Consider the following 25,586-nt stretch of genomic DNA (forward strand, 5'->3'; position numbering starts at 1 on the left):
GCCACCCGCGTAAACTCGTCCGCGATGCGCAAAGTGCTCTTCCTCGCGGCGATCGGCCTGCTCACGATCGTGCTGGTCGTGAGCGACCACGTGTTCCCGCCGCCCTCCGACGCGGACCGCGAGACCAGGACCGCGGTCGTGTCGCTGGGCGACAGCACGATGTCCGGCGAGGGCGCCGGCTCCTACGAGCCGGGCACCGACGGCGAGGACGGCGGCAACTGGTGCCACCGCTCCCGCGCGGCGGAGATCATGAAGACCTCGTTCGAGGCCGACCAGAAGATCAACCTGGCGTGCTCGGGCGCCAACTCGGAGAAGCTGCGCAACGAGCAGCTGCCCCGGCTGCGCCAGCTCGCCGGGTCGAACCAGGTCGTCGCGATCGTCGTGGCCGTCGGCGCCAACGACGACCCGCGCTTCTCCGAGATCCTCAACAAGTGCTTCGAGGCGTGGGGCAAGCGCAGCGACTGCACGTCGTCCGTCGCGCCGGAGTGGACCAAGCGCGTGCGGCGGATGGTCCCGAAGGTCGAGAACACGCTGCAGGCCATCCGCCAGACCATGCGCGACTCGGGCTACCTCGACTCCTCCTACCAGCTGGTCGTGCAGTCGTACGCGGCCCCAGTGTCCCCGAAGATGCCGCAGTCGCTGCAGAACCTGTCCGGCTGCCCGCTGCGCACCGCCGACCTGGAGTGGGTCGTCGAGGAGGCCGTGCCGGAGCTGTCGAACGGGCTGCGCGCCGCCGCGGACAAGGTCAACGCGCGGTTCCTCGACCTGGCGCGGGCCGGCGAGGGCCACGAGGCGTGCGTGGGCGGGACCAAGCCGGAGACCGAGTGGTTCACGCGGCTGTCGGTCGACTGGGACGGCCTGAAGGACCAGCGGCGCTCGTCCCACGCTTTGCAGGAGTCCTTCCACCCCAACGCGCGCGGTCACGAGCAGATCGGCCGGTGCCTCACGGAGTTCCTGGCCTCGGACAAGCGCGAAGGGGCGTGCGTGCCCCGGCTGGACGGCACGCTCGGCCTCAACACCGAGGGCTAGTTCGAGCGTTGTAGCCGTGGACCCGGCGCGCTTCGCCCCGCTCGCCGGCGACTCATCCCGAGGAGACCGCGCACATGGCCGACCAGATGCAGATCGTCGAGCTGGACGACTCGACCGACGACCGCGGGTTCAGCTTCTCGCTCCTGCGGGAGCACCTCGGGCTGATCGACGCGATCCGCGACGTGCACATCGCCGAGATACGGCCGGGTGCGGTGCGCGGCAACCACTACCACGCGCACCGGGGTGAGCTGATCGCCGTCGTCTTCGCGGGCAGGTGGTCGGTGCACTGGGACACCGGTGAAGGGACGGAGGTGCACAGCCGGTCCTTCGACGGGCGCGGCGCGGTCGCCGTCGTGCCTCCTCGCGGCTGGTCGCACGCCGTGAAGAACGACGGCGACGAGAGCATGTGGATCTACGTCGCGAGCGACGCCGCCTACGACCGGCACAACCCCGATCCCGTCGCCCGGGACGCGGCGCGGAGAGTGGTCGTGCAGCCATGACCGATGTCTTCCGGACGTTCTGCCACATCAGCGAGTACGGCGAGGCGGGGTACGCGAACCTGCACCGGATGATCGCGACGAGCTCGCCGCTCGTGCTCTGGGCCCCGTCCAGCAGGCTGCTCGGTTCACCGGGCTGCCGGGTGACCGAACGGGAGTTCGTCGCGCTGGTCGAGCGCGGCACGGTGCGGATCATCGGCAGGGAGTGGTGGCTGACCGACCGCGCCCGCCGGGATGCATACTCGTGGGAAGGCGCGGCGTGGACGCCGCTGATCGATGACGCGATCAAGGCAATCGCAGTGCAGGACGCGAGCCTGCCGCGAAGCGCGCGGCGCGTCGTGATCGCCGAGGAGGAGCGGGGAGACGCGTGGGGACGCGCGCACGTGGCGGAGAACCCCGCACTGGCCGCTCTCCTGCACGAGACGCTCCTGGCGCCGGACGCGGCGCTGCACTTCCCGAGCGGCGTGGTCGAGAAGGCGAAGCGGTACTCCGAAGATCCGATCGGCCTCGCCGAACACATCACGCGCGACGCCTACAACCACGACGCCGCCATCGCCGGGTCGGGGACCAGAACGCCCTTCCTGCTGGAGCGACGCGAAAGCCGGTTCAACGAGTTGCTGTGCTCGGTGCGCGACGCGTCCGACGTCGAGTTCCCGGCCGCGGTGCCCGCCGCCGAGCTGTCCCGTTCCGACCTCGCCGAGCTCACCTCCGAAGTTCTCCAGGTGCTCGCCCACCTGGAGGACGGGCGCGGCAGCGGTGTCGCGAAGTTCGTGCGGAGCGACGGGCATCAGCTGCTGGCCAGGTGGATGAGGAACAGCTGCGAGTCGATCGGGCGCACGAGTGCCGCCAGCGTCCGCGGCGAGGTGATCGCCCGCCTGCAGCGGGAGTTCGAGAGCGGCAGGCTCGAGACCAGCTGGCCGGAGATCTTCGGGACCCAGGACTCGATCGCCGGATCGGTCGGAACCTCCGCGGGGATCATCGAGGCCGTCGCCTCCGAGCTGACCATCTGCGGCGCGGTCGGGCTGGCTGCCGGCACGTACTCGATCGGCAAGGGCCTGGCCCGGCGACTGGGCTACGCCGCTGCTCCCTACACCGGCCCGCAGTGGGCCTTCCTCTACGCGTTCGGCCGGCGCGCTTCGGGACGCCGGCACGCGCGGCTGCAGCTCACGCTCGACAACCTCGGTTCCGGCGACTGATCAGACCCAGCGCTTCAGCTCGTGACGCGGCCAGCCGGGATCACCCGTGCGGGCGAACCTCGCCCAGGCCTCCGCGATGTCGCCACGGAACATGTCCGGCACGTCCGCGCCGTGGTGCGCCGGCGTGCGCTCGTAGATCGACCGGAACGCGCGCCCGTGCTCGTCGGCCAGCCGCGTGGTCGGGCGCTGGAACAGCTCGGCATCCTCGTCCGCGGTGTGGCACACCATCAGGTCCACGTCGTACGGGCCGGTCAACGGGCTGCGCGGGAGCGTGTCGCCGTCGACGATCGGTTGGTACAGCACGACTTCCGGGTCTGCTCGCCGCTGGACCTCGGCGGCTTCGCGCGGTGTGAAGAACCTGCCGGCGAGGCTGTGCACGATCGCCCGGTGGAACAGGCCGGCGGCGGAAGGCATGACCATCAGCGACGCGACGGTCTGCGCGCCGGACGACTGGCCGGCGACCGTGACGTTCGCCGGATCGCCGCCGTAGCGGGTGATGTTGCGCTGGACCCACCTCAGCGCCGAGACGACGTCGAGCAGCCCGCGGTTGTGCTGGACCCCTTCCAGGGCACCGTATCCGTCGGCCGCCAGGCGGTAGTCGCAGCTGACGAACACGACTCCGTTCGACGCGTGCACGTCGCCCGCGTACTCGTGCTGTGCCGAGGAGCCGACGGTGTTGGCGCCGCCGTGGACCCAGAGGACCACCGGCGCGCCGGAGTCCGCTGTGGACCAGACGTTCAGCGTGTGCCTGTCGCCGAACGCGCCGGTCGGCTCGCCGTCGCAGTCCACCGGAGGGTGGAGGCGCAGCGGGCCGACCGGCGGTTCCGCGTAGCGGATGCCCAGGTTCAGGCCGTCACCTGGTGCGAGACCGGCAGCACGCGCAGGTTCGCCGCCGCCCGTTCCAGCTGGGAGAGCACGCTCGGCCGCAGTCCCGCGATCTCCTGGTCCGCGGCCGGTCCGGCGACCTCCTGCAGCAGCACCTGCTGCGGGTGGTCACCCTCGGCCTCGGCCACCGCGAGGACCCGGAAGGGCGTGCCGGGTGCGAAGACCACGCGTTCCTCGGTGGCCACGGCCACCCGGTCGGCCACCTCGACCCGGCGGCCGGTGACCGACCAGATCAGGTACTCGGTGACGCCGTCGACGCGCTGGGACGGGTTCGCGATGGCGTCCAGCAGGCCGTGCTCGACCAGGACGTCGCCGCTGCGGTAGCGCCTCGGCCCGGTCTGGCCGCTGACACCCCACACCACCGCCACGCCGCTGTGCACGGGCAGGCGGTTCAGGCCCGAGACGATGCACGCGACGTACGGGCGCAGGCGGCCCAGGCGTCCCATGCGGAGCGTCTCGACGACCATCTCCTCGTCCTGCGACACGCACGCCAGCAACGCCGTGAGGTCGGTGACCATGGCCTCGAACGCGGCCGGGTCCTCCTCCGCGTCCGGACGTTGCGCGAGCAGGCGGCAGACCGTCGCCGCGTGCACGCCGTAGCGCTCGCCGAGAGCACGGCGGACCGTGTCGCGTTCGGCGTCGCTGCTGCTGTGGTCCGGGGCCACCGTCTCGCGCTCGCCGTTGTTCTCCGGCGGGGCCTCCCACAGGGCCAGCGGCTGCAGCGGGAGCGGGCCGTCGACGCGGAACCTCACCGGGGTGGAGTCCGGGTCGTCGGACGGGAACGCGGCCTCGTCCGGGTCGTCCGCCAGCGCGTGCGACGTCACGGTCGTGATCGCCGGACCGGCGCCCATGCTCGCGTACGCGGGCCGGTCCGGTTCGGGCTCGGCCGGCGTGACGGCGGTGAAGAAGCCTGTGCCGTTGTCCGCCGTGTCCCGCGTCGACAGCGCGTGCGCCGCCGTGCTCAGAGCCGCGACGGCACTGCTGGCGGGAGGCTGGACGGGCGGAGGTGGTGACGGCGCGATCACCTTGGAGTCGCAGAACACCAGGCGCAGGAGCTTGCGCACCTCGGGCTCCAGGCGTTCCACGAGAGCAGCGCCGTGCACCGCGACCGCGCCGGGCGTCGTGCGCCCCGGCGTGCCCACGGTCAGACGAGCCCACTCCGGGTCCAGGGGCAGGGTGCGCACCTCAGCGGCGTTGTACGGCTCGTCCTGCTCGCGCACCCACAGGCCTGAGGGCACGACTTCGAGCACGACGCCGTCACCGAGGGAGAACACCCCGGGCGAGACCTCGGTCAGGCCCTGCACGGGCGTCCGGTAGCCGGAGACCACGGGCACGGCCTCGTCCGGCACGCACAGCACCTCGGTGACGAACGGGCGCCACGTCTGCTGCCCGCGCGGGTCGACCGCGATCACCGCCGGTCCACCGCCGCGCAGGTTGCCCACCGGCAGGCCGGTGAACATCGCGATCGGCTCGCCGATCTGGTCGGCGACGAGGCTGCCGATGGCGGCGTCGATGCCGTACGGGACCAGCCGCACGCGCGACCGGGCCGCCTGCGGCAGCGCCGTGAGCAGGCGGCACACCTCGTCGATCGGGATCGACGACTGGCCGGGCCCGCCGACGACGACCGTCAGCACGTTGTCGCGGCACGGCAGCGCCACGATCGGCCGCGAGTCCTGGGCGGCCGGGTCGAACGGCGGCTGCTGCGCGCGCAGCCAGAGTCCGCTCGGGATCGGCTCGGAGATGCCGATCTCGCCCGTCGGCCACGGCGAGTTCGGGTCCATCGCCTCCCACTGCGGCACCGGGAAGCGGCGGCCGAACGGCATCGGGGACGCGTTCGGCTGGAACTTCACCCAGCTGCCGTAGCCCTGTGTGCCGACGACGAACGCGGCACCGGGCACCGTGGTCAGCACGCCGTCCGGCGCCACGACCTCGGCCTGCAGCTGCTCGGCGAGCCACTGCGCGGGAGCGGTCGGCCGCATCGTCCCGGCGTGCGAGACCGCGAGCCGGATGGGCCCGCGGCCGTGCAGCGCCGTCACGACGTGCGGCCAGAAAGTGCTTTGGTCCCCGCTCGGGAAGTCGACCACGACGACGGTCCGGCCGTTGTCGGCCGGAAGCGCGCGGGCGAGACCCGCGGCGCCCTGGCTCGGGCCCTCGGGAGCGGAGACGACGAGCGTCGACCCCACGGAGTTCGCCGCGAAAGGCGTCCTCTGGGGTACGGGCTCCGGCTGCGGCGCTGCTGCCGGGGGCTGCTCGACGGGGTACAGATCCAGGTCCTGGTCGGTGCTCGTGATGGTCTGAACTCCGAAACTGCTCTGGCCAGAACTCTGCTGGGTCTGTGGTTGCTGGTCGCCATGGGCGGCGGCACGTCGGCCCATCAAGCGCCTGATCACCTCCGTGCCATCCCGGTCACTCGCCCTTTCGGCTTAATCGGGCAACGGTCGTGCACGCTATCAAGACGCGCCAGGCTTCCGTCACCCAGTCGGGTTATTTGATCTCATCCGATCGATACCCACACGGCCCGTGCTCGTCCACACACTCCGTGAGGCCCGATGATGGCGGACGCGGAGTAGGCCTTGCGCCCGTCCTTCCCAAGCTCCCACGCCAGGAGCACGTGGTCCACGCCCAGTTCGACCGGCTGCTCCACCTGGGCGACGAAGGTGCCGAGCACGAACGCCGGGCCCCCGTCCGGTGCCACGGGCTGCGCGGACGGGCAGTCGAGCGCGGCCCAGACGATCTCCGGGAGCACGGCGGTCCCGTCGTTCGGCAGGACGCCCGTCGGCGTCCACACACCGGCCCACTCGCTTCGGCCGTCGAGCGGGCCGAGCAGCGCGGCGATGCCGTCCTCGCGGCCGGGACCGCAGCCGAAACACGTCGGGAACGGGTGCTTGTCGCGCCAGGGCACCTTCGCGGCGGCCTTCAGCGCCTCGTCGAGCGTCGGCGAGGAGGGCACCTCCAGGTCGAGCGAGGCAGGCTCGGCCGAGGCGATCACGACGTCGCCGTCGAGCAACTGCCCGTCCCTGACCTGCATCTCCCGGTCCAGCGGCACCGGCTTGCGCAACCGGACGCTCACCGCCGGGGCGTCGACGTGCGCGGCGAGCAGACCGGCCGAGTACCCGCCGTTGCCCATGCCGGGAGGCCCGTTGAACCTGCTCGCGACCGTCACCGTGCTCATTCCAGGCCCTCCGCGTACACCCACTGGCCGTTCTCCCTGATGAACTTGCTCCGCTCGTGCACGACGCCGCCGACGTAGTGCGCCCGGAACTCCACCACACCCTCGGCCTGGAGCAGACCGCCGTTCTCGGTCGCCAGGATCTCGAGCTTCAGCCAGCGGTCCGTCGAGTCGATCCCGGCGCTCGAGGGGCGGTGCTTCGAGGCCCAGGTGCGCAGCAGGTAGTCCTCATCGGACACGGCGAAAGCGCTGTAGCGGGACCGCATCAGCTGCTCGGCGGTGGCCGCCTTGCGCGCTCCGGAGTGCAGCGCACCACAGCAGTCCACATAGGACTGACCGGTGCCGCAGGGGCACAGTTTGTTGTTCACGTCCACATTGTGCCTGGTGAACCCGTTAGAACCGATGTCGCGCCCCGTACGTACCCCTTGTCAGGACTGACTCGCGGGAGGCAGAGGAGACGGCAGTGAGTGTCGACAGCAGGACCGAGCTCGTACCGCTGCGCACGTGGTTCGGGCTCCGATGGCGCGGTTACGACCGCGACGAGGTGGACGACTACGTCGCCGAACTGGAAGCCGAGCTTCGCCTGGTCACGGCCGACCGCGACGCGTCGGAGGCCCGCGCGGAGGCCCTGGCCTCCAGACTGGTCGCGGTCCAGGAGGAGAACGCCGCCCTGCAGGACGGCCTGCACCGCATCTGCCTGACCCCGATCGACCTGAAGGGCCTGCCGGAACGGCTCGCCCGGATGGTCGCCCTGGCCGAGGAAGAACGCCGTGAGGTCATCAGGGACGCCCAGCTCAAAGCGTTGATGATCGTGGGCGAGGCCGAACAGCGAGCCCGCCGGCTCGACGAGGAGGCGGCCGCGAAGCGCGAGGGGATCCGCGAGGACTTCCGGCTCGCGATGTCGGCCCGCCGGGCCGAGGCGATGCGCGCCCTGGCCGAACTGCGCAACGTCGCCCGTGACGAGGCGGACCGCATCGTCGCGGAGGCGAAGATCCAGAGCCTGCACATCGAGTAGCATCCGACATCCCTGAGAGGATCGGGCAAGAACCCGGCAGCTTTGATCTCCTCGCACCCCTGTCCCACCTGGTCTGCTTGGTACATCCAGAACCAAGCAGACCAGGACAGGCGGTAGGAAAATGTCAGTCGCGATCGTGACCGGCGGCAGCTCGGGCATCGGCTGGAGCACAGCGGTGGAACTGGCCGGGCGAGGTGCCGCCGTGATCCTCACCTACAGCTCGAACGAGCAGGGTGCCGCACAGGCGGTCAAGGCCATCGAGCAGAACGGCGGCAAGGCGGCCGCGCTGCACCTGGACGTCGGCCGCAGCGACACGTTCGCGGCGTTCCGCGACCAGGTCGCCGACGTGCTGCGCGGCTGGGGCCGCGACCAGTTCGACGTGCTCGTCAACAACGCGGGCTTCGCCCAGACCGCCCTGTTCCCCGACACCACCGAGGACCTGTTCGACAGGTTCTACCGCGTCCTGCTCAAGGGCCCGTTCTTCCTCACCCAGACCCTGCTGCCGCTTCTCGCGGACGGCGGCGCGGTGATCAACACGACCAGCAGCTCCACCGAACAGGCCGAACCCGGCTACTCCGGCTACGCCACGATGAAGGGCGCCCTGGTCGTGCTGACGCGCTACCTGGCCAAGGAGCTCAGCCCGCGGCGCATCCGCGTCAACTCCGTCTCCCCCGGCGCCACCCGGACCCGGCTGGGCGACGACGCCTTCGAGAAGTTCCCGGAGGTGATCCCCGCGCTGGCCGCCAACACCGCGCTGGGCCGCGTGGGCGAGCCCGGCGACGTGGCTGTGGCGATCGCGGCACTCGCGGGCGAGGACGGCCGGTGGATCACCGCGCAGAACGTCGAGGTGTCCGGGGGTTTCGGGCTCTAGGGCGTGTCCGGTGAGCCCGTCCTATGAGGGTCGTGGTCGAGACTTGCGGGACGGGTGAGCCGACCGCGAGGTGCCGCGGAGCGGCTTGGCGGTGCCGCGGAGCAGCTCGGCGGTGCCGCGGAGCGGCTCGGCGGCGGCACGAAACGGCTCCGCGTGGCACGGAGCAGCTCGGCGGTGCCGCGCGGCACCGACTGGAGTGAGGCGGTGGTGCACGTGGCTCAGTCGACGAGCCTGGCCAGCTTCGCCGGGGCGAGCTTGCGGTAGCTCTCGGCCAGCAACTCGCCCACCTCCGCCCAGTCCGCGCCGGGCCGCACCTTCATCCCGACGACGTCCTGTCCCCACGCCGCGCGGAAGAACGGCTCGCCGGCTCCGACCAAGGCGCCGAACTCCTCGGGTTGTGCGCGAAAGGTCATGATCACTGTCGGCTCGGTGAGCTCCGCCGCGCGGCTGTACGCGCCCTCCTGGCCTGGGTGCGCTGTGAAGACGTGGAGGAAGGTGCGCTTGCGGATGCGCCACCGCGTCCCCACCCACGCCGCTTCCTCGCGACTCTCCGGAAGCCTCGCGCAGATTCCGCGGAGCTCGTCGAGCACCTCGCCCGGCACGTCCGCCCGATCGGTCATGTCACCCCCCAGAGGACAGCCACACATCTCGCGTCGCAGCCCTGTCCGTCGGAGCTGTGCTCTCCGAAGTGCTTCGTCGGTGAGAGCGGCCGAAGCCTCTCTCACCGACGCCGAACCTCACTAGTCCCGTTCGATCAGGTGCCCGATCACGGCCGGGCCGGGGTGCGCGTGACCGGAGCCGTCACGGCGCGGGTCGATGGCCGGCAGCTCCACCGGCGTGCCCTTGTCGTCCGCACCCGCCGGGCGCGAGCCGATCCACGCGAGCACCAGTTGCGTCTCGCCCTTGAGGAAGCGCTGCGAGCGCACACCGCCCGTCGCGCGACCCTTGGCCGGGTACTCGCTGAACGGGGTCACCTTCACGCTCTGACCGGACGACGTGACGACCATCGGCTCGCCGTGCTCGTCGTCGTCCGTGCGGATCGCGCCGAAGAACACCACGTGCGCGTCGCCGCTCAGGTTGATGCCCGCCATGCCGCCACCCTTGAGGCCCTGGGGCCGCACGAGCTTCGCGTCGTAGCGCAGGAGCGACGAGTCGGAGCTGACGAACGCGAGCGTTTCACTGCCGTCGGTGAGCCAGGTGCAGCCGACGATCTCGTCGCCGTCCTTGAGCGAGATGACCTCGAACTCGTCCGAGCGGACCGGCCACTCCGGCACGCAGATCTTCACCGTGCCCAGCTTCGTGCCCAGCGCGATGCCCGGCGAGTCCTTCGGGTCGAGCGGCGCGATGCCGACGACCTTCTCGCCCTTGTCGAGCGGCACCAGCTCGGACGCCGCCATGCCGCCGCGCATCGAGACCGTGCCGCTCTGCTCCGGCAGCACGGGCAGTGGCAGCACGTCCGTCTTGAAGGCACGGCCCAGGTTCGTGATCAGGACGACCTGGCCCCGCGCCGTGGAGTGCACCACGGCCGACACCGCGTCGTGCTTCACCCGGCCCGCCCGGCGCTTGCCCTCGGAGGCCTCCTCGGACTCGGCGGCGGTGCGCGCGACGAGTCCGGTGGCGCTCAGGATGACCTGGCACGGATCGTCCGCGACCTCCAGCGGACCGGCGGGCTTGGACGCCGCCAGCACCTCCTTGAGGTCGCCGTCGATGAGGCTGGTGCGGCGCTCCCCGCCCAGCTCCTTCGCCACCGCGGCGAGTTCGGTCGAGACGAGCTTCTTGAGCACGCCCTCGTCGTCGAGGATCGCGGTCAGCTCGGCGATCTCCTGGCGGAGCTTGTCCTGCTCGTTCTCGAGCTCGAGCTTGTCGTAGCGGGTGAGGCGGCGCAGCGGCGTGTCGAGGATGTAGGAGGCCTGGATCTCCGACAGCTTGAACTGCTTCATCAGGCCGTCCTTGGCGGCAGCCGCGTTCTCGCTGCCCCGGATCAGCTTGATGACCTTGTCGATGTCGAGCAGCGCCAGCAGCAGGCCCTCGACGAGGTGCAGGCGTTCCTCGCGCTTGCGGCGGCGGAACTTCGTGCGCCGCGTGACGACCTCGTAGCGGTGCTGGAGGAAGACCTCCAGCAGCTCCTTGAGGCCCAGCGTCTGCGGCTGGCCACCCACCAGCACCAGGTTGTTGATGCCGAACGACTGCTCCATCGGCGTCAGCCGGTAGAGGTCGGCTAGCAGGGCCTGCGGGTTCACGCCGACCTTGCACTCGATGACCAGGCGGATGCCGTTCTCGCGGTCGGTGAGGTCCTTGACGTCCGCGATGCCCGTGAGGCGCTTGGACTTGTTGACCTCGTCGGTGATCTTCTCGACGATCCGCTCCGAACCCACGCCGTACGGCAGCTCGGTGACCGTGATGGCCTGACGGCCCCGGCTGCCCTCCAGCGGCCCGATCTCGACCTTGGCGCGCATCCGCACGACACCGCGGCCCGTCTCGTAGGCCTTCCGGACCTCGTCGAGGCCGAGCAGGATGCCACCGGTCGGCAGGTCGGGCCCCGGCACGAACTCCATGAGCTTGTCGAGGTCGGCACCGGGGTGGTTGATGAGCCACCGCGCCGCGCCCACGATTTCGCGCAGGTTGTGCGGGATCATGTTCGTGGCCATGCCGACCGCGATGCCGGAAGTGCCGTTGACCAGCAGGTTCGGGAACGCCGCCGGCAGCACGGCCGGCTCCTGCAGCGAGCCGTCGTAGTTCGGCCGGAAGTCGACCGTGTCCTCGTTCAGCTCGCCGACCAGCTGCATCGCGACCGGGGACATGCGGCACTCGGTGTACCGGGATGCGGCCGGGCCGTCGTCCGGGCTGCCGAAGTTGCCGTGGCCGTCGATGAGCGGCTCGTTGAGGCTGAAGTCCTGGGCGAGGCGGACCAACGCGTCGTAGATCGCCGTGTCGCCGTGCGGGTGGTACTTGCCCATGCAGTTGTGCACGATCTGGCCGTCGACGACGAACGCGTGCTCTTCGGTCGCGACCTGGATGTCGTACGTCGTGTCCGGTGCGACAGGCTCGACAGACGTCACCTCGAGGAAGCTGAAGCCCGACAACGCTTCCAGACGCGCGGCGAGCGGTGAGCCGATCCGCCGCAGCTTGTCGATCCAGCCGTTGTCGCCGGCTCGCCACAGGGGGAAGGAACGCCCGGCGAGCGTCTTCCCGTGCCTGTTCTTGCCGTAGCGGACGTCCTCGCCCAACGATGCGCGGAACGCCACGCCCTCGGTGTCGCGGAACCAGCCGCCACCCTGATGCGCGGCGGTGAACTCCGCCATCACCGGCGCGCACGGCAGCCTGTCGTTCCCCTGCTTGCCGCCGTAGCGATAGCCGATGGACAGCACCTGCCGCAGGCCGTCCTGCTTGTAGCCGATCTTCGTCCAGGGCAGCAGCGCCATTGCGAGAGCCGCAGCGTCACGACCCGAGATCGACAACCCCAGCAACGTCTTGTGCCCGGTCGCGCTGACCCGCGACCAGTGATGGCCGTGGATGCCGGCGTCCGCGAGCATGCCGTGCAACTGATCGATGAGCTGCCGGCTCGTGCTGACCAGGACGATCTCTCGGTTCTGCTTGCGCACGTAACCGTCACCGTCGAAGAAGCCGGCGATGAACGGCGCCCACGTGGATCGGTCGGCCAGCACGCTCGGTGGCACGGCCTTCTGATCACTGAGAGGCGTCGCCACCTCCAGCAACGCGTCTTGGCGCGCGAACGTGAGGATGTGCTGGTCCTTGTGCTTCGGGCTCTTCGCGACGCGCTTGCCGCGCGAGACGTCGACCCCGTTGAGGATCGCCCAGCCGTGTGCGACGTCCAGGGGCTCGGAGTCGACCATGTGGATGCGCACCCGGCCATCGGCGCCGCGCTTGCGGTCGACAGCGAACCCCTCGGCGACGATGAGGCCCTGCACGTAGGCGGTGACGTCGCCGGAGTCCGACGCGAGCCCGGCCTGCCGGTCCGCGCCATATGCGATCGTCTGGCGGCCTGCCAGATCCGTCGCCGCGGTCCAGCCGATGGACAGGTCGGACTCGACGGTCCGGAAGCGCTGCCCTGGCGTGACGAGCATCGTGCGGCCGTTCGACCACGTGATGCGCACGAGGTCGGAGACCGGGTTCTCGTACACCTCGTTCACGGGCACCGGGGTGCCGTGGCCGTCGAGCACGAGATCACCGATCTCGATGTCCTCGATCGGTCGCAGTCCGTCCGGCGTCGACACGAGTGCACCACGAACGAAGCAGTCGCCTACGACGCGTGACGACTTCACGTACGCGTGGTTCGGCCGGTACCCCTGCTCGTGCATCGAGTAGAGGATGCGGCGGTGCACCGGCTTGAGGCCGTCCCGCGCGTCCGGCAGTGCCCGCGAGTGGATGACCGAGTACGCGTACTCCAGGTACGAGTCCTCGATCTCCGTCTTCAGCGAGTTGTCGAGCACCTTGGCGCCGGCCCGGTCGAACGCGGCTGGGTCGACCTTGGTCGTGGGTCCCTTGCGGCGTGCCATGACTTCGTGACTCCGTCTGTCTCTTGAAGGCTTAGAGGTCGATGGCCGACTGGTCGACCCGTGCGGCCGACTCGACGAGCCAGTTGCGACGCGGTTCGACCTTCTCGCCCATCAGCAGTTCGAGGGCTTGCTCGGCGGCTTCGACGTCGTCCATGGTGATGCGCCGGACCGAGCGGGTGGAGGGGTTCATCGTGGTGTCCCACAACTCGTCCGCGTCCATCTCGCCCAGGCCCTTGAACCGCGGCACCGGTGTGACGACCTGCTTGCCCGCCTTCTCCAGCGACGCCACCTTCTGCTCCATCTGGCGCTGGGTGAAGGTGAAGTGCGTCTCGGGGTTGCGGCCGCGCGTCATGACCTTGTGCAACGGGGGCATGGCCGCGTAGAGGCGGCCGTCCTCGATCACCGGGCGCATGTACTTGGCGAACAACGTGATCAGCAACGTGCGGATGTGGCTGCCGTCGACGTCCGCGTCGGCCATCAGGATCACCCGGCCGTACCGCATCTGGGAGAGCTCGAAGGTGCGGCCGGTGCCCGCGCCCAGGACCTGGACGATGGAGGCGATCTCGGCGTTGCGCAGCGTGTCGGCCAGGGAGGCCTTCTGGACGTTGAGAATCTTGCCGCGCAAGGGAAGCAGCGCCTGGTACTCCGAGACGCGGGCCATTCTGGCCGAGCCGAGGGCGCTGTCGCCTTCCACGAGAAAAAGTTCGCTACGCGAAACACCGGTGGTGCGGCAGTCGACCAGCTTGGCCGGCATCGCCGCGCCCTCCAGCGCGGTCTTGCGGCGGGCCGCGTCCTTCTGCTGCTTCTGGGTCAGCCGGACGCGGGAGGCGTCGACGACCTTCTGCAGCACGGTCTTGGCCTCAAGCTTGGTCTTGCGGTCTTCGGTCCAGGCGCGGATCTGCTGGTCCACGATGCCCTGCAGCACCTTGGTGATGCCGGCGGTGGAGAGCTCGTCCTTGGTCTGCGAGGTGAACTGCGGTTCGGGGATGCGGACGTGGATGACGGCCGTCATGCCCTCGAGCACGTCGTCCAGGGTCGGCATCTCCTCCTTCGGCTTGAGCAGGCCTCGGGTCTTGGAGATGGCGTCCTGCACGGACTTCAGCACGGCGCGGTCGAAGCCGCGGCGGTGCGTGCCGCCGTGCACGTTGCGGATGGTGTTGGTGAAGCATTCGACGGTGCGCTCGTAGCCGGTGCCCCAGCGCAGTGCCACCTCGACCTCGGCCTGACGCTCCACTTTGGACCGCATCACGCCGTTCTCGTCGGCGGCGTTCTCGAAGTAGGTGCCGCTGCCGGTGATGACGAGCGTGCCGGAGACGGCGCGGTCGCCGGCGGGCGCCAGGAAGTCGACCATGTCGGTGAGGCCGTTGGGGTACTGGAAGACCTCCTCGGAGATCGAGTCCTCCAGGGCGGTCCGCAGCACGTAGGTGACGCCGGGGACGAGGAACGCCGTGTTGCGCAGCTTCTGGCGGACGGTCTCGACGTCGAGCGAGGCGCCGTTCTCGAAGTAACGGGCGTCGTACCAGTAGCGGGTCGAGGTGCCGGTCGACTCGTTGCGCTTCATCTTGCCGATGACGTTCAGCCCGTTCTGGCGGGTGAACTTGGCCTTGGGGCCGGGACCGTCGAAGACGCCGGGGACGCCGTGGGCGAACGACATCGCGTGGACCTTGCCGCCGCGGCGCACCGTGACGTCGTAGCGGTGGGAGAGGGCGTTGACGGCGGAGGCGCCGACGCCGTGCAGGCCGCCCGAGGTCTTGTAGCCGGAGCCGCCGAACTTGCCGCCGGCGTGCAGCTTCGTGAGCACCAGTTCCACACCGGACAGACCGGACTTCGCGTGGACGTCGGTCGGGATGCCGCGGCCGTCGTCGTCGACCTGGACGCTGCCGTCGGCGTGCAGGGTCACCACGATCTTCGTCGCGTGCCCGGCGACGCCCTCGTCGGTGGAGTTGTCGACGATCTCGCTGAAGAGGTGGTTGATGCCCCGGCTGTCGGTCGACCCGATGTACATGCCTGGCCGTTTGCGTACGGCCTCCAGACCTTCCAGATGGGTGAGGTCGTCGGCCCCGTACAGGGTCTCTGCGGTCACGGGTACTGCTCCCTGATTGTGTGCGGACTGCCAGCAGGGTATCCGCACCCCCTGACATTTTTTCGCAGGACGTCGTCGCGGTCGCGGAAACCGCCCTGGGTGGTGCGTCACAAAGCCCGTGCCACGGTCTTTCGCCGACCGAAGTTTCACGCAGAGCGACGAATCTTACGTTAACGCGCACACAGCGTAACGAGGAGGTGCCCGGGCGAGCATTCGGTCCTGAACGGCCGGACGGGTCACCGCCGCACCCACTTCCGCTCGGCGGGGTTCGCGCACCCCCGATCAGGGCGGGGTACCCACTGCGACGCCGGCCCACGCCGGCCGAATTTCGACGCCCGAAGGCGACGCCGGGGCGCGACACCTCCGTTCTGTCCGATGTGGACAGTCGAAGGACCCGCGGAAACCCGGGCGGACCGGCGCCGGTCCGGGGCCGGGAGACCGGAGCGGGCGAGGTTGCGCGCGAGACCGTTCCGAGACCTTCCCGCAACGGACCCGTGAACCGGGATGAACATCGGCACGTATGCCCCGGTGTCGGAACCGGATCGAAGGACGGAGTGGTCGCGTGCGGCATGGTGTGGACTCGGGTCTCTTCCAGCAGACCGCCCACAGCCCGTCCTACTTCGAGCTGTCGCGGACGGGTGCGGGTGAGCTCGTCGACTTCTGCATCCCGTGCAACCCGTACTTCCCGACGCCGGAGATGTTCGACGAGCTGTCCAAGAACCTGGAGTCGGTCCTCAAGTTCTACCCGAGCGACTCCGCCAAGATCGCGGACCAGCTCTCCAAGGTGCTGGGGCTGAACCCGGCGACGCTCGCGATGTCGAACGGCTCGACCGAGCTCATCACGTGGATGGACCACCTGTGGGTCCACGAGAGCATCGCCATCCCGATCCCCACCTTCGGGCGCTGGACCGACCAGCCGATGGAGAGCAACAAGCGCGTCGACATGTTCCTGCTCCAGGAGAGCAACAACTTCGAGCTGGACATCGACGAGTACGTCAAGTTCATCCGCACCCGCGGCAGCAGGGTCGCGGTCATCTGCAACCCGAACAACCCCGACGGCGGCTACCTGCCGCGCCGGGAGATCATCCGGTTCATGGACGAGCTGTCCGACCTCGACCTGGTCGTGATCGACGAGTCGTTCATCGACTTCGTCGAGGTCGAGCGCAACCCGTCGGTCGCGGCCGAGGCGTCCATCCGGCCCAACGTGGTCGTGCTGAAGAGCCTCGGCAAGAACTTCGGCCTGCACGGCATCCGGTTCGGCTACCTGGTCGCGAACCCGGGGCTGGCGGGGAAGATGCGCAAGGCGCTGCCGAAGTGGAACCTCAACTCGCTCGCCGAGACCGTCGTGTTCATGCTGGCCGACCACGAGGCCGAGTACGCCGAGAGCCTGCGGCTGCTCAGCCGCGACCGCTACCGCATGGGCGTGGAGCTGTCGCGCATCCCCGACCTGACCGTCTACTCGTCGCAGGCGAACTTCCTGTTCGTGAAGCTCGGCGGGGGCGTGGACGGCCGCGAGCTGCGCGACCACCTGCTCGCAAGGCACCAGGTCTTCATCCGCGAATGCGGCAACAAGCTCGGTATGACCAGCAAGTTCGCCCGGCTGGTCGTGCGGCCCGAACAGGACGTGGAACGACTCGTCGAGGGCATTCGCGACTTCACCCAGGCGCGGTGGACGAGCCATGCCGTCCACGCGAGCCATTCCAGCGAACCGTCGCTGCTCATGCACAGCGCCTGAACGAACGCACAGCACCCTGATCTCATCTCCGAAAGGTTGCCTACAGATGTCATCACCGCACGCCCTCAGCGGTCGGCGCGGCCAGGTGGCTGCGGCCGCGCTGGTGGCCGCCACACTGCTGAACGCGGCCATGTTCGGCGGTACCAACGCCACGGCGTCGTCTCACCGCGAGGCTCCGCTCATCGCGGGCGACCCGGCCGTGGACAACACGGACCTGTACGCGTTCGTGAGTCCCGACCACAAGGACACCGTGACACTGGTCGGCAACTGGTCGGGGTTCCAGGAACCCAACGGTGGCCCCAACTTCTTCCCGTGGGCGGAGGACGCGCAGTACGACTTCAACGTCGACAGCGACGGTGACGCCAAGCCCGACGTCACGCTGCGGTTCACCTTCCAGAACGACGACCGGCGCAAGAACACGACGTTCCTGTACTCCAACGGTGTCGTGGACTCGCTCGACGACGAGAACCTGCTGTTCCGGCAGCGCTACGACATCGAGGCGATCTACCAGAACGGCCAGAAGGTCAAGCTGGTCAAGAACGCCCCGGTCGCGCCGTCCCCGAACGGTCCGGCGTCGATGCCGGACTTCAAGAAGCTGCGCGATCAGGCGATCACCCAGATCGCCGGTGGCGGCAAGGTCTACGTGGGCCCGTCCGAGGACTCGTTCTTCGCCGACCTGCGGGTGTTCGACCTGCTCTACGGCGGCAACCTGAGCGAGGTCGGCCAGGACACGCTGCGCGGCTACAACGTCAACACCATCGCGATCCAGCTGCCCAAGCAGGCGCTGGCGTTGCGCAACGACGCTCACCGCAACCCGAACATCGGCATCTGGAGCACCACGCAGCGCCGCACCCTGAAGCTCTCGCCCGGCAAGGCGGAGGCGGTCGGCGACTTCGTGCAGGTCTCCCGCCTGGGCAACCCGCTGGTGAACGAGGTCGTGGCCCCCGCGGGCCTCAAGGACGCGTTCAACGGCCTGCGCCCCGACCAGGACGCCGGCGTGAAGGAGCTCGTCGACCGGGTCGTGAACCCGGAGCTGCCGAAGCTCGTCGAGGCGATCTACAAGATCCCGGCACCGCAGGGTCAGCGCGACGACCTGGCCGAGATCTTCCTGACCGGTATCACGCGCAAGCTCGGCGCGCAGATCAACGCTGACCTGAACTCGCAGGTCAACAACCAGGACGTGGACGCACGGCGGTTCCGCCCGTCCGAGATGCTGCGGCTGAACATGATGATCGAGCCGAACGCCAACCCGAACCGGCTTGGCCTGCTCGCGGGTGACACGCAGGGCTTCCCGAACGGCCGTCGCCTGACCGACGACGTGGTGGACATCGCCGTGCAGGCGATGGAGGGTGCGGCGGCGTCCGGCAAGCTCGTGGACGCGCTGGCCACGGGCGACAAGGTCGACGCGAACGACCAGCCGTTCGAGGCCGCCTTCCCGTACGTGGGCCTGCCCCGCAACGGCACCGCCGTCAACGCCTCGGGCACCACGGCCGAGGTCGCGGTCAACCCGGTCGGCAGGATCGGGAACATCGACCCGATGGCCATGACCACGGCGGTCGGCTCGGCGGTCGTGTTCGGCGCCGGGTTCCTCATCTGGCGCAAGCGTCAGCAGCAGATCCGCAAGTACGGGTCGCACTCGAAGTGAAGTACCAGCAGCGGCAGGCCGTCGCGGTGGTTCTCCTGGTCACCGCGGCGCTTGCCCACCTCGCCGCCTCCGGTCCTGCCGACAGCAGGGCCGGGGGCGCGCCCCCTGTCCCGGCTGTGGCGCAGCAGAACCGGATGCACAAGGTGGTGCACCAGCTGCAGCAGCGGTTGCACGAGGTTCCGCAGGACAAGTCCTCCTGGGCGCAGCTCGGGTCGTCCTATGTGGAGCTGGCGAGGGTGACGGCCGATCCCGCGTACTACGCGAAGGCCGAAGGCGCACTGAAGAACGCGGGTGACACGGGCCTCGCCGCGATCGGCATGGGCACGCTGGCCAACGCCCGCCACGACTTCCACGCGGCCCGCGACTGGGCCCTGAAGGCGATTGCCGCACTGCCCGCCTCCGCGGAGGCGCACGGCGTGCTGGCGGACGCGTTGACGCAGCTCGGCGACGACGCGGGCGCCCAGGACGCGGTGCAGAAGATGCTGGACCTCAAACCGAACACGGCGTCGTTCGCCCGTGCTTCCTTCCACTTCGAGCTCCACGGCGACGTCGCCGGTGCCCGCGACGCGATGCAGCGTGCGCTGAAGGCCTCCACGACGCCCGAGGAGATCGCGTTCTGCCGTTACCGGCTGGGCGAACTCGCGTTCGACCACGGCCGGCTCGACGAAGCCGCTGAGCACTACGAGCAGGGACTGGCGGCGAGAGGAGACGACATGACTCTCACTCAAGGCATGGCCAAGGTCGCGGCGGCACGGGGTGACGTCCCCGTGGCGCTCGACGCGTACCGCAGGCTCGTCGCCCGCGCTCCCCTGCCGCAGTACCTGCAGGAGTACGCCGAGCTGCTGGAGGCCAACGGCCACGCCGGCGAGGCCGCGAGGCAGTACGACGTGCTTTCCGAGCAGCAACGACTGATGGAGTCCCAGGGTGCTTCCGACGATCTGGCCGCGGCCCTCGTCGCCGCAGACCGCGGTGATGGCGTGCAGGCGCTGCGCCGTGCGGAAAGCGAGTGGAGCCGCCGTCAGAGCGTCTTCGTCGCCGACGCCATGGCGTGGGCCCTGCACGTCAACGGAAGGGACGCGGAGGCGTTGAGCTACTCCGACCGCGCGGTGGCGCTGGGCTGGCAGAACGCCACGTTCTCCTACCACCGCGGCATGATCCTGGCCGCGCTCGGCCGGGTCGCCGAGGCCCAGGAGGCACTGGTGCAGGCGCTCAGGCTGAACGCGAACTTCTCCCCGCTGCAGGCCCTCAAGGCGGGCCGCAAGCTCGCGGAGCTCCGAGGCGGCCGGTGAGCCTGTCCAGCTGGGTGGTGCGGCCCGTCCTGGTGGCGGTGTTGCTGCTCGCCGGCATCTTCTTCATCAACGGCGAGGCGTCCGCCCACCCGCTGGGCAACTTCAGCGTCAACCACTACCACGGGCTGCACCTGCACCCGGACCGGATCGACCTGCGGTCCGTGGTGGACGTGGCGGAGATCCCGACGCTGCAGGAGAACCTGAAGGCCCGTGACGCGAAGCAGTGGTGCGAGGAGGTCTCCAGGACCGACCGCTCCACCGTGGACGGGCGGCAGATCTCCTGGACGCTCGCCGGCTCCACGAAGGAGCACCCGGCCGGCCAGGCCGGCCTGAGCACGACCCGGCTGGTCTGCGAGTTCACCGCCAGGGTCGACCTGGACCGCCCGGCCCGCCTGGAGTTCCGCGACGAGTCGAACGCCGACCGGGTCGGCTGGCGTGAGATCACCGCCGCCGGCACCGGCATCAGGCTGAGGGACTCGCCGGTGCCGACCGAGAGCGTCAGCGACGAGCTGCGGACGTACCCGGAGGACCTGCTCAGCAGTCCGATGGACGTCCGTTCCGTCGTGTTCAGCGCCGAACCGGGCAGCGGGTCCGAGCCGAAGATCGCCTCCGGCTCCCCCGTCCAGTCGTTGAGCGTCACGGCGGCCAGGCTCAACGACATCCTGGGCAGCGACGACCTCACGCCGTGGCTCGGGTTTCTGGCGTTGTTGCTGTCGCTGGTGCTCGGTGCCTCGCACGCGGCGCTGCCCGGTCACGGCAAGACGCTCATCGCCGCCTATCTGGCCGGACGGCAGGGCACGCCGAAGGACGCGTTCATCGTCGGTGCCTCGGTCACGGCCACGCACACCGGTGGTGTGCTGGTCCTCGGCCTGGTCATCAGCGCGTCCAGCGCGCTGGCCGGCGAACAGGTGCTGCGCTGGCTCGGGCTGGTCAGCGGCGTGCTGATCGCGGTGATCGGCGTGATGCTGCTGCGCTCGGCCCTGTCGGCGACCCGCGAACCCGCACTCGCCGGAGTCGCGACCGGGCACGGCCATGGACACGGCCACGGGCATGGGCACGGACATGGGCACGGCCACGGACATGGGCACGGCTACAGCCGCGCGAGCCTCATCGGCATGGGCGCGGCCAACGGCCTGGTCCCCTCGCCGTCCGCCCTGGTGGTCCTGCTGGGCGCGATGGCGCTGGGCCGCACGTGGTTCGGCGTCCTGCTGGTCCTCGGCTACGGCATCGGCATGGCCGGCACGCTCACCGCGGTCGGACTGCTGCTCGTGAAGGCGCGGGATCGCGTCGAAAGAATCCTGGACGGCCGTGCCACTCGCCTGCTGTCGCATTACGCACCCGTCGGCACGGCCGCGACCGTCATCGTCGTCGGCGCCTGGCTGACATTGCAGGCCGTCTAATTGCACCAATGCACGACGAAGGGCCCGGATTCATCTGAATCCGGGCCCTTCGTCTGTTTCCGCCCTTACAGGTTCGCCACCACGAACTGCTTGCCCTCGGTGTTCTCGACCGCGATCGACCGCACCTGGTCCGACGGGACGCTCACCATGCCGCGCACCGTCGCGCCCTCGACCCTGGCCTTCTCGGACGAGGTCCACGCGAACGCCTCGGACTTGGTGCCGTCCTTGGCGATCACGACCAGCTTGCACTTCTGCAAGGCCGGCAGGCCGTTGATCTTGGCCGTGACCAGGTACCGGTCCTGTGACGACGGTTCGATGCCCGCCACCAGGCTGATCCCGCCGGTCGCCGTCGCCTCGCCCGTGCGAGGTCCGGCGATCGACGTCTCCGGCGCCTTGTTCTGCATCAGCGCCGCGGCACCCCCGAACGCGACCACCGCGGCGACTGCCGCGGCGGCGAGATAGCCCGGCCAGCGCCGGGGCCTGGCGTGCAGCGGTTCGGGAAGGTCCTCCACCGCCTGCGGACTCGCTCTCGGGCGTGGAGCGGCCTCCCGCTGCTGCGGGATGGCCGACTCCTGCCTGATCTGCCGCAGCGTGCGCTGCAGCAGCAGGTCCGACGGCATGGGCAGGTCGTCCTCGAGCTCGTGCAGAAATGCCTCACGAGGCACGTCGTCAAGTGCTGTTCGGATCCGATGGAAGTCGGCGACCTGCGCACGGCAGGACGGACAGCCCCGAAGGTGCTGCTCCACGCCAAGACTCTCGTGCGCGTCCAGAACGCCGAGCGCGTAGCAGCCAAGGGTGACCGCGTCGTGCGCGCCAGCTGTCATACGACCTCCTCGTCGTCCCGATTCGACCCCCGCGGCGAAACGGTGTCACGAAGGAAAACGGGCAGATAGGAGTGGTCGGTTCAGCGTTCGAACGAGTTCATTCTGATTGCTCATAACAATGGCATTACGTAACCGCCCAACTACGCTTCTCCCCCGCGCTGAGCTGCTCTTTTCACTCGATCGGACGACTCAAGGTCCATGTTCGACTACAAGCACGTCTGTGGACGAACCAGCGGTCGTTCCTCGGACTCAATGAACACCGCAAGACCGTCCAGGACCCTCGCGAGACCGAACTCGAACTCGTCGAGGAGGCGTTCGAAGCCGCCCGAGTTCCAGATGTGGGTCATCATCGGCAGCCGGTCCGGCGTGAAGTGCTCCCAGAGCGCCTCGCGGCCGTCCCACCAGTCCTCCTCGGACACGCCGGTCTCCCGCTCGGCCTGGACGCGGTCCGCCATCGTGCGGCCGACGCCGTCGACGAAGTGGGACACGGTCGTCACCACGGCCACGATCTCCTCGGGCGCCAGCCCCAGCTCCGACACGGCGGCGTAGGCCGCGTCCTGGCGCGTCATGGCGTGCGGGCCGGGCATCCGCCGCGAGGTCGTCAGCTGCAGCATCCACGGGTGCGCGCGGTACATCGCCCACACCTGCCGGGCGTAGAACTCCAGACCGGCACGCCAGGGACCCCGGGGCGTCGGTTCCGTCTCGCCCCAGACCGCGTCGACCATCAGGTCCAGCAGCTCGGACTTGCCCGGCACGTGCCGGTAGAGCGACATCGCGGTGTTGCCCAGCGTCTCGGCGACCCGGCGCATGGTGAGCGCGTCGATGCCGTCGGCGTCGGCCACCTTGATGGCCGCCTCGACCACTCTCGACTGGCTCAGCGCGGCCTTCGGTCCCCTGGTCGGCTCGGCCGGCGGCTCCCACAACAGGCGCACGCTCCGGTCACGATCGCTCTTCACCCGACCCCCTTCACAACCTGCTTGCTGTGAATCCTAGAACCGTGTACAACGTACACCCTGTGTACAAAGTAAGCAGTTAAGCCACGGGGGTGAAGTCGTGGGACACGCGGTGCTCGCGGAAGGCCTGCGCAAGAGATTCGACGAGAACTGGGCGCTGGACGGGTTCGACCTGGCCGTGCCCGCCGGAACGGTGTGCGGGCTGCTCGGCCCGAACGGCGCCGGCAAGACCACGGCGGTGCGCATCCTGGCCACCCTGCTGCGCCTGGACGGCGGCAGGGCCGAGGTCGCGGGCCACGACGTGGCGCGAGAGGCACCGGCCGTGCGCCGGCAGGTGGCGTTGAACGGTCAGCAGTCCACGGTCGACGACGTGCTGACCGGCAAGGAGAACCTGGTCATGTGGGGACGGCTCTACCACCTCTCGAAGCGCCAGGCCGAGGCACGGGCGGACGAGCTGCTGGAGCAGTTCGGGCTCACCGACGCGGCGGACAAGCGCGCCAAGCAGTACTCGGGCGGCATGCGGCGGCGCCTGGACCTGGCGTCGAGCTTCATCATGCGGCCGTCGGTGCTGTTCCTGGACGAACCGACCACCGGCCTCGACCCGCGCAACCGCGGTGAGGTCTGGCGGGAGGTGAAGCGGGTCGTCGCGGAGGGGACGACGGTGCTGCTGACCACGCAGTACCTGGACGAGGCCGACCAGCTCGCGGACCAGATCGTCGTGCTGGACACCGGACGGGTCGCCGCGCAGGGCACGCCGGACCAGCTCAAGTCCAAGCTCGGCGGCGACCGGATCGAGGTCGTGGTCCGCGACGCCGACGAGCTGCCGGTCGTGGCGGACGTCCTCGGACCGGACGCCGAGGTGGACCCCGACGCGTTCCGGGTGAGCGCGGCGGTCGCCGACCGGGTGGCGGCGCTGACGCGGGTGACGTCGGCACTGGCCGCGAAGGGCGTGGAGGCCGAGGACATCGCGCTGCGGCGGCCGACCCTCGACGAGGTCTTCCTCGCCATCACCGGGCACAAGGCAGTCTCGGAGGTGCGGGCATGAGGTACGCGGTCGTCGACTCGTGGATCGTCGCGAAGAGGGACCTGATCCACTGGGTGCGCGAGCCGGTCAGGGTGTTCGCGAACCTCGCCTACCCGGTCATCTCGGTGCTGATCTTCGGGCTGGTGTTCGGCAGCGCGATGAACGTCTTCGGCGGTGGCGACTACATCGAGTTCCTGCTGCCGGGCATGTTCGGCCAGACCATCGCGTTCGGCGTCGGCTCCACGCTCATGATGGTGTCGATGGACGCCGACCGGGGCGTCACGGACCGGTTCCGCGCCTCGCCGATGTCGCAGACCGGCGTGGTGGCCGGGCGCAGCATCGCGGACCTGGTGAACTCGTCGCTCGAACTGCTGGTGCTCGCGCTGTGCGGGCTGGTGATCGGCTGGTCGTTCCACGACGGGCCGCTCAACGCGCTGCTGGCGTTCGCGCTGTTGCTGTGGCTGCGGTTCGCGCTGGTCTGGGTCGGCATCTACATCGGCCTGCTGGTCAAGCCGGAGGCCGCGCAGGCCTCGTGGATGTTCCTGTTCCCGCTGACGATGTTCGCGAACACGTTCGTCTCGCCGGAGCTGATGCCGGGCTGGCTGCGGGTGGTCGCGGAGTGGAACCCGCTGTCGTCGACCGTGGCGGCGGCGCGGGAGCTGTTCGGCAACCCCGGGGTCGGCGGTGACTCGTGGGCCGCGCAGAACTCGTTGCTACTGGCGGTGCTGTGGCCCGCGGTGTTCGTGGCGATCTTCTGGCCGCTCTCGGTGCTGAAGTACCGCAACCTCAGCCGCTGAGAAGTCGGTCCGGAACTGGTCGGCGAGCCAGCTCGCGAGCAGCCGCCGCCAGTTCCGGACCCTGGCCAGGTTCTCCGGTGTCAGCGTCCTGTCGGCCTCCCACTGCCGCCAGTCGTCGCTCGCGAGCCAGCCGATGCACCCGGCGATCCGGTGCACGCGCAGCAGGTCCGGGTCGGGCCGCGTGCCGTAACCGGTCCAGAACGCCTGGGGCAGCACGGTTCCGTGCAGGTAGAGGTGCTCCTCGAACGCCGCCAGCTCGTCGAGCGGGTTGCCCAGGCCGGGGTTGTCCCAGTCGATCAGCGTGGCCGCGTGCTCGCTGACGATGATGTTGTGCAGGTTCACGTCGTTGTGCAGCAGGCCGACCTCGTGGATCTTCGCGAACGCCTCGCCGACGCGCCGCCAGACCTCTTCGGACACCGGCAGCGCCTCCGCCAGCGTCCGGCCCTCGACGTACTCGACCAGCACGTCGCCCCGGCCGTTGTGCGCGAGGACCTCCGGCGCGCCGGGCACGACGAACTTCGGCAGGTCGCGCGCCACCTTGGGTTGCCGCAGCACGGCTTTGCGCCCGTCGGCCAGCGTCACGAGGTGCAGGACGTTGGTGAGGCCCTCCCCCCGCAGCGGCTCGACGCGGACGGCGGTCTCCAGCAGCCGGAACAA

21 protein-coding genes are annotated in these 25,586 nt (G+C 69.7%); 11 read left to right on the forward strand and 10 right to left on the reverse strand.

Annotation, left to right across the window (positions count from 1 at the left end; translation table 11 throughout):
* The first annotated feature begins 24 nt into the window (after positions 1-24).
* From ORI60_RS13230 to ORI60_RS13240, 3 genes are all read left to right on the forward strand, one after another.
* A complete protein-coding gene (locus tag ORI60_RS13230) occupies positions 25-1,029 on the forward strand; it encodes a GDSL-type esterase/lipase family protein (protein WP_266037487.1) in 1,005 nt (334 codons plus the stop codon).
* A gap of 74 nt (positions 1,030-1,103) precedes the next feature.
* Complete coding sequence (locus ORI60_RS13235; RefSeq protein ID WP_266037488.1) at positions 1,104-1,529, forward strand: cupin domain-containing protein; 426 nt, start codon at positions 1,104-1,106, stop codon at positions 1,527-1,529.
* Positions 1,526-2,722 carry a hypothetical protein gene (locus ORI60_RS13240; protein ID WP_266037489.1) on the forward strand — a complete coding sequence of 399 codons (1,197 nt, stop codon included), beginning with the start codon at positions 1,526-1,528 and terminating at the stop codon, positions 2,720-2,722. The genes ORI60_RS13235 and ORI60_RS13240 overlap by 4 nt, the downstream gene beginning before the upstream one ends.
* Here the strand turns inward: ORI60_RS13240 and ORI60_RS13245 are convergent, their stop codons facing one another.
* From ORI60_RS13245 to ORI60_RS13260, 4 genes are all read right to left on the reverse strand, one after another.
* Positions 2,723-3,511 (reverse strand): carboxylesterase family protein, encoded by a 789-nt coding sequence (locus tag ORI60_RS13245; protein WP_266037490.1) that lies wholly within the window; start codon positions 3,509-3,511, stop codon positions 2,723-2,725.
* A 56-nt stretch (positions 3,512-3,567) separates the two neighbouring features.
* Positions 3,568-5,982, reverse strand: coding sequence for a hypothetical protein (locus tag ORI60_RS13250; RefSeq protein ID WP_266037492.1), 2,415 nt, complete (start codon positions 5,980-5,982; stop codon positions 3,568-3,570).
* Between the two features lie 119 nt (positions 5,983-6,101).
* Complete coding sequence (locus ORI60_RS13255) at positions 6,102-6,779, reverse strand: hypothetical protein (protein ID WP_266037494.1); 678 nt, start codon at positions 6,777-6,779, stop codon at positions 6,102-6,104.
* Complete coding sequence (locus ORI60_RS13260; protein ID WP_266037495.1) at positions 6,776-7,144, reverse strand: YchJ family protein; 369 nt, start codon at positions 7,142-7,144, stop codon at positions 6,776-6,778. The genes ORI60_RS13255 and ORI60_RS13260 overlap by 4 nt, the downstream gene beginning before the upstream one ends.
* A gap of 95 nt (positions 7,145-7,239) precedes the next feature.
* Between ORI60_RS13260 and ORI60_RS13265 the strand changes: the two genes are divergently transcribed.
* Positions 7,240-7,791, forward strand: a complete 552-nt coding sequence (locus tag ORI60_RS13265) for a DivIVA domain-containing protein (RefSeq protein ID WP_266037496.1) — start codon at positions 7,240-7,242, stop codon at positions 7,789-7,791.
* A 121-nt stretch (positions 7,792-7,912) separates the two neighbouring features.
* Positions 7,913-8,662 (forward strand): SDR family NAD(P)-dependent oxidoreductase, encoded by a 750-nt coding sequence (locus ORI60_RS13270; protein ID WP_266037497.1) that lies wholly within the window; start codon positions 7,913-7,915, stop codon positions 8,660-8,662.
* 218 nt (positions 8,663-8,880) lie between these two features.
* On the opposite strand, the gene ORI60_RS13275 is transcribed toward ORI60_RS13270, so the two are convergent.
* From ORI60_RS13275 to ORI60_RS13285, 3 genes are all read right to left on the reverse strand, one after another.
* Positions 8,881-9,282, reverse strand: coding sequence for an MmcQ/YjbR family DNA-binding protein (locus ORI60_RS13275; RefSeq protein WP_266037498.1), 402 nt, complete (start codon positions 9,280-9,282; stop codon positions 8,881-8,883).
* Between the two features lie 120 nt (positions 9,283-9,402).
* The gene (locus ORI60_RS13280) at positions 9,403-13,179 is read right to left on the reverse strand and encodes a DNA topoisomerase (ATP-hydrolyzing) (protein WP_266037499.1); all 3,777 of its coding nucleotides are present in this window, start codon (positions 13,177-13,179) and stop codon (positions 9,403-9,405) included.
* Between the two features lie 31 nt (positions 13,180-13,210).
* A complete protein-coding gene (locus ORI60_RS13285; protein WP_266037500.1) occupies positions 13,211-15,262 on the reverse strand; it encodes a DNA gyrase/topoisomerase IV subunit B in 2,052 nt (683 codons plus the stop codon).
* 562 nt (positions 15,263-15,824) lie between these two features.
* Between ORI60_RS13285 and ORI60_RS13290 the strand changes: the two genes are divergently transcribed.
* From ORI60_RS13290 to ORI60_RS13305, 4 genes are read left to right on the forward strand one after another with little or no spacing between them, the layout of a single operon-like run.
* A complete protein-coding gene (locus ORI60_RS13290; RefSeq protein ID WP_266037501.1) occupies positions 15,825-16,997 on the forward strand; it encodes a pyridoxal phosphate-dependent aminotransferase in 1,173 nt (390 codons plus the stop codon).
* Positions 16,998-17,043: 46 nt separating this feature from the next.
* The gene (locus ORI60_RS13295; RefSeq protein ID WP_266037502.1) at positions 17,044-18,642 is read left to right on the forward strand and encodes a DUF4331 domain-containing protein; all 1,599 of its coding nucleotides are present in this window, start codon (positions 17,044-17,046) and stop codon (positions 18,640-18,642) included.
* A complete protein-coding gene (locus ORI60_RS13300; RefSeq protein WP_266037503.1) occupies positions 18,639-19,931 on the forward strand; it encodes a tetratricopeptide repeat protein in 1,293 nt (430 codons plus the stop codon). Before ORI60_RS13295 ends, ORI60_RS13300 begins: the two co-directional genes overlap by 4 nt.
* Positions 19,928-21,331, forward strand: a complete 1,404-nt coding sequence (locus ORI60_RS13305) for a nickel/cobalt transporter (protein WP_266037504.1) — start codon at positions 19,928-19,930, stop codon at positions 21,329-21,331. Before ORI60_RS13300 ends, ORI60_RS13305 begins: the two co-directional genes overlap by 4 nt.
* Positions 21,332-21,396: 65 nt before the next feature.
* Here the strand turns inward: ORI60_RS13305 and ORI60_RS13310 are convergent, their stop codons facing one another.
* On the reverse strand, positions 21,397-22,155 hold the full coding sequence (locus tag ORI60_RS13310; RefSeq protein WP_266037506.1) for an anti-sigma factor family protein: 759 nt from the start codon (positions 22,153-22,155) through the stop codon (positions 21,397-21,399).
* Between the two features lie 206 nt (positions 22,156-22,361).
* A complete protein-coding gene (locus ORI60_RS13315; RefSeq protein WP_266037507.1) occupies positions 22,362-23,111 on the reverse strand; it encodes a TetR/AcrR family transcriptional regulator in 750 nt (249 codons plus the stop codon).
* A 97-nt stretch (positions 23,112-23,208) separates the two neighbouring features.
* On the opposite strand from ORI60_RS13315, the gene ORI60_RS13320 reads away from it, so the two are divergent.
* Together ORI60_RS13320 and ORI60_RS13325 are read left to right on the forward strand one after the other, a co-directional pair.
* Positions 23,209-24,153, forward strand: coding sequence for an ATP-binding cassette domain-containing protein (locus ORI60_RS13320; protein WP_266037508.1), 945 nt, complete (start codon positions 23,209-23,211; stop codon positions 24,151-24,153).
* On the forward strand, positions 24,150-24,929 hold the full coding sequence (locus tag ORI60_RS13325; protein WP_266037510.1) for an ABC transporter permease: 780 nt from the start codon (positions 24,150-24,152) through the stop codon (positions 24,927-24,929). The genes ORI60_RS13320 and ORI60_RS13325 overlap by 4 nt, the downstream gene beginning before the upstream one ends.
* Here ORI60_RS13325 and ORI60_RS13330 read toward each other — a convergent pair.
* Positions 24,846-25,586 carry a lipopolysaccharide kinase InaA family protein gene (locus ORI60_RS13330; RefSeq protein ID WP_266037511.1) on the reverse strand — a complete coding sequence of 247 codons (741 nt, stop codon included), beginning with the start codon at positions 25,584-25,586 and terminating at the stop codon, positions 24,846-24,848. The genes ORI60_RS13325 and ORI60_RS13330 overlap by 84 nt on opposite strands.

It is taken from the genome of Lentzea sp. NEAU-D7 (assembly GCF_026242055.1).
Classification (GTDB): Bacteria; Actinomycetota; Actinomycetes; order Mycobacteriales; family Pseudonocardiaceae; genus Lentzea.

What these genes read in the sequence shown, in the direction of transcription:
- ORI60_RS13230 (WP_266037487.1), top strand. Translation starts at nt 25, where the DNA reads ATGCGCAAAGTGCTCTTCCTCGCGGCGATCGGCCTGCTCACGATCGTG.
- ORI60_RS13235 (WP_266037488.1), top strand. Translation starts at nt 1,104, where the DNA reads ATGGCCGACCAGATGCAGATCGTCGAGCTGGACGACTCGACCGACGAC.
- ORI60_RS13240 (WP_266037489.1), top strand. Translation starts at nt 1,526, where the DNA reads ATGACCGATGTCTTCCGGACGTTCTGCCACATCAGCGAGTACGGCGAG.
- ORI60_RS13250 (WP_266037492.1), bottom strand. Translation starts at nt 5,982, where the DNA reads ATGGGCCGACGTGCCGCCGCCCATGGCGACCAGCAACCACAGACCCAG.
- ORI60_RS13255 (WP_266037494.1), bottom strand. Translation starts at nt 6,779, where the DNA reads ATGAGCACGGTGACGGTCGCGAGCAGGTTCAACGGGCCTCCCGGCATG.
- ORI60_RS13270 (WP_266037497.1), top strand. Translation starts at nt 7,913, where the DNA reads ATGTCAGTCGCGATCGTGACCGGCGGCAGCTCGGGCATCGGCTGGAGC.
- ORI60_RS13275 (WP_266037498.1), bottom strand. Translation starts at nt 9,282, where the DNA reads ATGACCGATCGGGCGGACGTGCCGGGCGAGGTGCTCGACGAGCTCCGC.
- ORI60_RS13280 (WP_266037499.1), bottom strand. Translation starts at nt 13,179, where the DNA reads ATGGCACGCCGCAAGGGACCCACGACCAAGGTCGACCCAGCCGCGTTC.
- ORI60_RS13295 (WP_266037502.1), top strand. Translation starts at nt 17,044, where the DNA reads ATGTCATCACCGCACGCCCTCAGCGGTCGGCGCGGCCAGGTGGCTGCG.
- ORI60_RS13310 (WP_266037506.1), bottom strand. Translation starts at nt 22,155, where the DNA reads ATGACAGCTGGCGCGCACGACGCGGTCACCCTTGGCTGCTACGCGCTC.
- ORI60_RS13325 (WP_266037510.1), top strand. Translation starts at nt 24,150, where the DNA reads ATGAGGTACGCGGTCGTCGACTCGTGGATCGTCGCGAAGAGGGACCTG.